Origin of the sequence: Duganella sp. sic0402, assembly GCF_019219065.1 — a bacterium.
Lineage (GTDB): Bacteria > Pseudomonadota > Gammaproteobacteria > Burkholderiales > Burkholderiaceae_D > Rugamonas.
The window spans coordinates 1,267,844-1,274,001 of sequence record NZ_JAHUWK010000001.1; the positions used below are offsets into that span (position 1 = coordinate 1,267,844).

The window sequence follows — 6,158 nt, forward strand, 5'->3', positions numbered from 1 at the left end:
CCTCCTTAGCGCGCCAGGCGCACTGGCTGCGCCTGCGTAATAAACACATCATCCGCCTGCGAGCGCAAGGCGTTCAGCGACGCGGACAGCGCGTCCACGCCAGCCTGCACACGCCAGGCGATGGCCGGGTCCACCGTCAAGCCGCTGACATCATTCCAGGTCAGCTGCTGCGAAGTCGCAAAGATGCTGGTGAACACCTGGCGCGCATCCAGCGCGTGCAGCACCGGGCGCAGCGCATAATCCAGCGCCAGCATGTGCGACTGGCTGCCGCCGGTGGCCAGCGGCAGCACCACTTTGTCCTTCAAACCGTCCTGCGGCAGCAGGTCCAGGAAGGCTTTCAGCACGCCGGTATAGGAAGCTTTATAAATAGGGGTAGCGATCACAATGGCGTCCGCCTCGGCCACGGCATCCATCGCACGCTTCAGTGCCAGATCGGCGAAATCCGCATGCAGCAAGGCTTTCGCGGGCAGGTCGCGCACTTGCAGCTTGCTGTGGCGATGGCCCAGCGCAGCCAGCTTGTCGCCGACATGGTCCAGCAAACGGCCGGTACTGGAAGGCGCTGCCGGGCTGCCGCTGACGAGAAGAATGCTCATGGTGTGGTCCCCTGATTTTGATCGTGGCGTTTAGCATAAATGTCCACGTTTGAATTCAAAACGAATAGTTTTACGCTTCGATATGCAAAATCCATTGCATGCGTTTTCCGCATAAGAAAACCCGGAATTCTTCGTGTACTGCGTTTAGGGGCGTCTGCATACTAGCAAAACCGATACCTCCATACAGTGGACATACCATGTCTCATGCCTTACTAAAAACGTCGCACAACCGTGCGCACGATCCGCTCCAGATCGCGACTGACCTGGCGCAGCGGCTGGCCACCACCGCCAATGCCCGCGACCAGGCGGGCGGCCATGCGGCGCAGGAACGCGAATGGATACGCGCCTCCGGTCTGCTCACGCTGTCCATCCCCACCGTCTATGGCGGCCAGGGCGCCGACTGGCCTACTGTTTATCAGGTGATCCGCATCCTGGCCCGCGCTGACAGCGCACTGGCGCACATCTTCGGCTTCCATCACCTGCAACTGGCCGGCATACAGCTGTACGGCAGCGCGCAGCAGCAGCGCCGCTTCCTGACGCAGACGGTGGAGCAGAATCTTTTCTGGGGTAATGCGCTTAATCCGCTGGACAAGCGCACCAGCGCCACCGACGCCGATTATGGCTTCCAGCTGGATGGCGTGAAGAGTTTTTCGTCCGGCTCCGTGGGCTCGGACTGGCTGACCATCTCGGCATGGCACGAAGAGACCCAGTCGGCATTGATCGGCGTAGTGCCCACCCGCCAGCACGGCGTGTCGGTGCAAGCGGATTGGGACGCCTTCGGCCAGAAGCAAACCGACAGCGGCAATGTGCATTTCAATCAGGTGTCGCTACCGTCCACCCAGGTGCTGCAGGCGCCTGGCGCCAAGCCGACCGTGCAGGCGACCTTGCGCTCGCAAGTGGCACAGCTGATCATGGCGAATCTGTATCTGGGCATCGGCGAAGGCGCATTCGAGGCAGCACGCGGCTACATCGGGAAAGAAGCGCGCCCCTGGTTCGCCTCCGGCGTCGAGAGGGCTGGCGATGATACGCTGATCCAGCACCGCCTTGGCCAGTTGTGGCTCAAGCTGCGCCCTGCCGCCGTGCTGGCCGACCACGCCGCCGGACAGCTGGACCGCCTGTTCCGTCTCGGCTCCGCCCTGACCGCACAGCAGCGCGGCGAGCTGGCGGTGGCCGTCGCCGAAGCCAAGGTGCTGGCGCACCAGGCGGGCGTGGATGTCAGCAGCGAGTTCTTCGAACTGACCGGCGCGCGCTCAACTTCCAGCAAATTTGGCTATGACCGCTTCTGGCGCAATGTGCGCGTGCACACCCTGCACGATCCGGTCGACTACAAAATCCGCGACCTCGGGCGCTATGCGCTCGACGGCACGCTGCCTGAACCAACTGCTTACTCCTGATGACTACTCCCCTGATTCGCATCGAACATGCGAGCAAATCCTTTGGCGCCTTCCACGCAGTGCGCGACGTATCGCTGGACATCAGCCAGGGCGATATCTTTGGCCTGATCGGCAAAAGCGGCGCCGGCAAATCAACGCTGCTGCGCCTGATCAATCTGCTGGAGCGCCCCGACGCCGGCGCCATCACTGTGGATGGCCGCGAACTGACTTCGCTGTCCAAGCGCGACCTGCGCGACGCCCGCGCCAACATCGGCATGATTTTCCAGCAGTTCAACCTGCTGCAAAACGCCAGCGTGTTCGACAACGTTGCCTTCCCTTTGCACATCCACGGCGGCCAGGACAAGCAGCAGATCGCCGCACGGGTAGCGGACTGCCTCGACCTGGTTGGCCTTTCCGACAAGGCGGACAGCTATCCTGCCCAACTCTCCGGCGGCCAGAAACAGCGCGTGGCAATTGCGCGTGCTTTGGCCAGCAAGCCGGCGGTGCTGCTGTGCGACGAGCCGACCTCTGCGCTGGATGCGGAAACCACGCGTTCGCTGCTGGCCACGCTGAAGGACATCAATGTCCGGCTGGGCGTCACCATCGTCATCGTCAGCCATGAACTGGACGTGATTGGCGAAATCTGCAACCAGGTCGCCGTCATCGAGAACGGCGCCATCGCCGAGCAATTTGCGCTGAACGACGCCGCCAGCCTGACAGCACCGCGCCAGACCTCGCTAGGCCGGGAACTTGCCGCCACCGCCGCAGCCAGCGTGCTCGCGGCCATCGCCCCGCTTCCGGAGAACGACTATGTCTGAACTTCTCTCGCAGCTCGGCGCATCCCTCAACAACATCAACGATATGACGCCGGAAATCTGGGACGCTTTCGGCCAGACCCTGCTCATGCTCGGCATCGGCCTGTCGTCCGCATTGCTGATCGGCGGCCCGCTGGGCATCCTGCTGTTCCTGGTCGGCGACGGCCAGTCCTTGCGCAACCGCCCTACGGCGCTGATCGTAGGCTGGATCGTCAACGTGATCCGCTCCTTCCCCTTCATCATCCTGCTGGTGGTACTGGGGCCGCTCACGCGCAGCATTGCCGGGACCTCGATCGGACCATTGGCTGCTGCGGTGCCCTTATCGTTCGCGGCGATACCCTACTTCGCGCGGCTGGTCGAACAAAACCTGCGCGAAGTGCCCAAGGGCGTCATCGAAGCAGCGCACGCAATGGGCGCATCGGAGCTACAGATCATTGTGCGCGTGCTGTTGCTTGAAGCGCGCTCCGGACTGGTACTGGCGCTGACCGTGCTGGCCATCAGCTTCCTCTCCTACACCGCCGTCGCCGGCGTGGTCGGCGGTGGCGGCATCGGCGACCTCGCCATCCGCTACGGCTACTACCGCTACGAAACCGACATCATGTTCGCCACCGTCGCCATCCTGATCCTCATGGTCCAGGCCATCCAGATCACCGGCAACCGTATCGCCAAACGCATCGATAAACGCTAACAACAAGGAAACACATGAACACTCGCCGCACCCTGCTGGTGGCCGCAATGGCCGCCGCCGTCAGCTTTGCCGCTTATGCCAAAGATCCGAAAGAACTGGTCATCGGCACCAGCGCCGGCCCCTACGCCGACCAGCTCAAGATCGGCATCAAGCCCATCCTGGAAAAACAGGGCTACAAGGTCAAGATCATTGAGTTCAATGACTACATCCAGCCCAACTTCGCGCTGGCCGAAGGCTCGCTGGACGCCAATGTCTTCCAGCACATCATCTACCTGAGCAAATTCTCGGCTGACCACAAGCTGGCCTTGTCGGAGCTGATCAAGATTCCGACCGCGCCGATCGCTCTCTACAGCAAAAAGCATAAAACGCTGGGCGATGTGAAGGAAGGCACCAGCATCGCCCTGCCGAACGACCCGACCAACCAGGCGCGCGCATTGGTGCTGATGGACCAGCAGGGCTGGATCAAGCTGAAAGAAAAAACCGATCCGCTCAAGGCGTCGGAGCGGGATGTGGCTGTCAACATCAAGAAACTCAAGCTGCTGCCGCTGGAAGCCGCGCAACTGCCACGCTCCTTGCAGGATGCCGACTACGCGTTCATCAACGGTAACTACGCACAGGCGTCGGGCCTCAAGCTGAAGGACGCGCTGATCACCGAAAAAATTTCGCCGGCCTACGCCAACCTGGTGGCCGTGCGCACCGCCGACAAGGACAAGCAGTTCGCCAAGGACATCGCCGCCGCGTATCGCTCGCGTGAATTCCTCGCCATCACCAACAAGCACTTCCAGGACTACGCCAAGACCGACTACCAGCTCGCCCTGGAAAAGTAATGCCCAAACCGATACGCTTCAACGCTTTTCAAATGAACACCGTGAGTCACCAGTCGCCCGGACTGTGGACTCACCCGCGCGCCGAGGCGCACCGCTACACCGATCCGGACTACTGGACCGAACTGGCGCAGCTGCTGGAACGCGGCCTGTTCGACGCCATTTTCCTGGCCGATGTACTGGGTGCCTACGATGTCTATCAAGGCAGCGCTGACACGGCACTGCGCCACGCAGTTCAAGCGCCACTGAATGATCCGCTGGCGCTGGTGCCGCTGATGGCGCAGGTTACCAAACACCTCGGCTTCGGCGTAACGTGCGCGTTGACGTATGAGCATCCGTACACGTTTGCACGCCGCATGTCGACGCTCGACCACCTGACGCGCGGCCGCATCGGCTGGAACATCGTGACCGGATATCTGGACAGCGCAGCGCGCAACCTTGGACTTGACCAGCAACTGAGCCACGACGAACGCTACGACCTGGCCGACGAATACATGGAAGTGGTCCACAAGCTGTGGGAGCAAAGCTGGGACGACGATGCGGTGGTCAACGACAAACAGCGCGGCGTCTACGCCGAGCCAGCGCGCATCCACCCGATTAATCACGAAGGCAAATACTTCAAGGTGCCCGGCTTCCACCTGTGCGAACCGTCGCCGCAACGCACGCCGCTGCTCTACCAGGCCGGCACGTCGCCGCGCGGCACGGCGTTCGCCGCCAGGCACGCCGAATGCACCTTCGTCAGCGGTCCAAGCATCAAGGTAGTGAAAAAATACGCCGACGACCTGCGCGCCGCCGTGCGCGCGGCCGGCCGCAATGGCGAAGACTTGAAAATCTACGCACAAGCGCTCATCATCACCGCGCCAACCGAAGCCGAAGCACAAGCAAAATACCAGGACTACAAGCGCTACATCGACATCGAAGCAGCGCTAGCCTTGCTCTCCGGCTGGACCGGCGTCGACTTCAGCCGCTTCCCGCTTGACGCCACCATCGAATACATCGACTCCGAAGCCGGCCGCTCCGCGCTCGCCTCCTTCAGCGCCGCCGATCCCAAGCGCACATGGACAGTCCGCGAAGCCGCCGAATTCATCGGACTGGGCGGCCGCGGTCCCGTGCTCGTCGGCGACGCGCAGCAAGTGGCCGACCAGCTCGAACGATGGCAAGACCAAACCGGCATCGACGGCTTCAACCTCGCCTACGCCCTCTCGCACGAAAGCATGCGCGACGTAGTCGACCTCATCGTCCCCGAACTGCAACGGCGCGGCCGCTACCGCAAAGAATATCCTCCCGGCACTCTCCGCCAAAAAATCCGGGGTCAGATACCGTCTTGAATAGCAAGCCCTTTTGAAAGGTAATTGGCGTCAAAGGGCTTGCCGGTACGAATGACACCATAGATGAGATGCACGAGCTTATGCATCACGGCGCCGATTACGGCTTTTTTCGCCATGCCGTTGGTGGCCAGACGCAGAGCAAACTGGTGTAGCAATGGGTTGTGGCGGCTGGCCACCATGCCAGGCATGTAAAGCGCAGCTCGCATTGAGGTGCTGCCGTTTCGACTCATGATGGTACGGCCCTTGATCGAGCTTCCCGAACTGCGCTGACGCGGCGTCACCCCGAGAAATGCAGCCAAAGCCTTAGCGCTGCTAAAACGCCGGATGTCGCCCAAGTGCCCTAAGATGCGAGCAGCGGTGGTGTTACCAATGCCTGGAATACTGGTGATGAGCTGTGCATCGTGCTTGATGCCGGGATGGCGGTCGATGTGGTCATCCACGTCGTCTTCCAGTTGCTTGATCTCGGTGTCAAGCCAGGCAATGAGCGAACGCGCGTGCTCGGCCACCTCGGCCATGCCGCTGACCTCGTAGCTTTCC

7 protein-coding genes are annotated in these 6,158 nt (G+C 61.7%); 5 read left to right on the top strand and 2 right to left on the bottom strand.

What is annotated here, in order from left to right; all coding sequences use genetic code 11:
* Window positions 1-5: 5 nt before the first annotated feature.
* Entirely contained in the window at window positions 6-593 is a 588-nt protein-coding gene (ssuE, locus tag KW842_RS05470; protein WP_218303036.1) for an NADPH-dependent FMN reductase, read from the bottom strand.
* 197 nt (window positions 594-790) lie between these two features.
* Between ssuE and KW842_RS05475 the strand changes: the two genes are divergently transcribed.
* The 5 genes from KW842_RS05475 to KW842_RS05495 are packed head-to-tail and all read left to right on the top strand — an operon-like array spanning window position 791 to window position 5,621.
* Complete coding sequence (locus KW842_RS05475) at window positions 791-1,987, top strand: acyl-CoA dehydrogenase family protein (protein ID WP_218303037.1); 1,197 nt, start codon at window positions 791-793, stop codon at window positions 1,985-1,987.
* Entirely contained in the window at window positions 1,987-2,784 is a 798-nt protein-coding gene (locus KW842_RS05480) for a methionine ABC transporter ATP-binding protein (RefSeq protein WP_218303038.1), read from the top strand. Before KW842_RS05475 ends, KW842_RS05480 begins: the two co-directional genes overlap by 1 nt.
* Entirely contained in the window at window positions 2,777-3,469 is a 693-nt protein-coding gene (locus KW842_RS05485; protein ID WP_218303039.1) for a methionine ABC transporter permease, read from the top strand. The genes KW842_RS05480 and KW842_RS05485 overlap by 8 nt, the downstream gene beginning before the upstream one ends.
* A gap of 14 nt (window positions 3,470-3,483) precedes the next feature.
* Window positions 3,484-4,296: a MetQ/NlpA family ABC transporter substrate-binding protein gene (locus tag KW842_RS05490; protein WP_218303040.1), complete on the top strand. Its 813-nt coding sequence runs from the start codon at window positions 3,484-3,486 to the stop codon at window positions 4,294-4,296.
* On the top strand, window positions 4,296-5,621 hold the full coding sequence (locus KW842_RS05495) for an LLM class flavin-dependent oxidoreductase (RefSeq protein WP_218303041.1): 1,326 nt from the start codon (window positions 4,296-4,298) through the stop codon (window positions 5,619-5,621). Before KW842_RS05490 ends, KW842_RS05495 begins: the two co-directional genes overlap by 1 nt.
* Here the strand turns inward: KW842_RS05495 and KW842_RS05500 are convergent.
* A partial coding sequence (locus KW842_RS05500; RefSeq protein WP_218303042.1) for a transposase occupies window positions 5,606-6,158 on the bottom strand: 553 nt, incomplete at its 5' end. The two genes, KW842_RS05495 and KW842_RS05500, sit on opposite strands and share 16 nt — an antisense overlap.

Excerpts from the sequence above, each read along its gene's own strand:
- ssuE (WP_218303036.1), bottom strand. The coding sequence starts at position 593 with ATGAGCATTCTTCTCGTCAGCGGCAGCCCGGCAGCGCCTTCCAGTACC.
- KW842_RS05475 (WP_218303037.1), top strand. The coding sequence starts at position 791 with ATGTCTCATGCCTTACTAAAAACGTCGCACAACCGTGCGCACGATCCG.
- KW842_RS05480 (WP_218303038.1), top strand. The coding sequence starts at position 1,987 with ATGACTACTCCCCTGATTCGCATCGAACATGCGAGCAAATCCTTTGGC.
- KW842_RS05485 (WP_218303039.1), top strand. The coding sequence starts at position 2,777 with ATGTCTGAACTTCTCTCGCAGCTCGGCGCATCCCTCAACAACATCAAC.
- KW842_RS05490 (WP_218303040.1), top strand. The coding sequence starts at position 3,484 with ATGAACACTCGCCGCACCCTGCTGGTGGCCGCAATGGCCGCCGCCGTC.
- KW842_RS05495 (WP_218303041.1), top strand. The coding sequence starts at position 4,296 with ATGCCCAAACCGATACGCTTCAACGCTTTTCAAATGAACACCGTGAGT.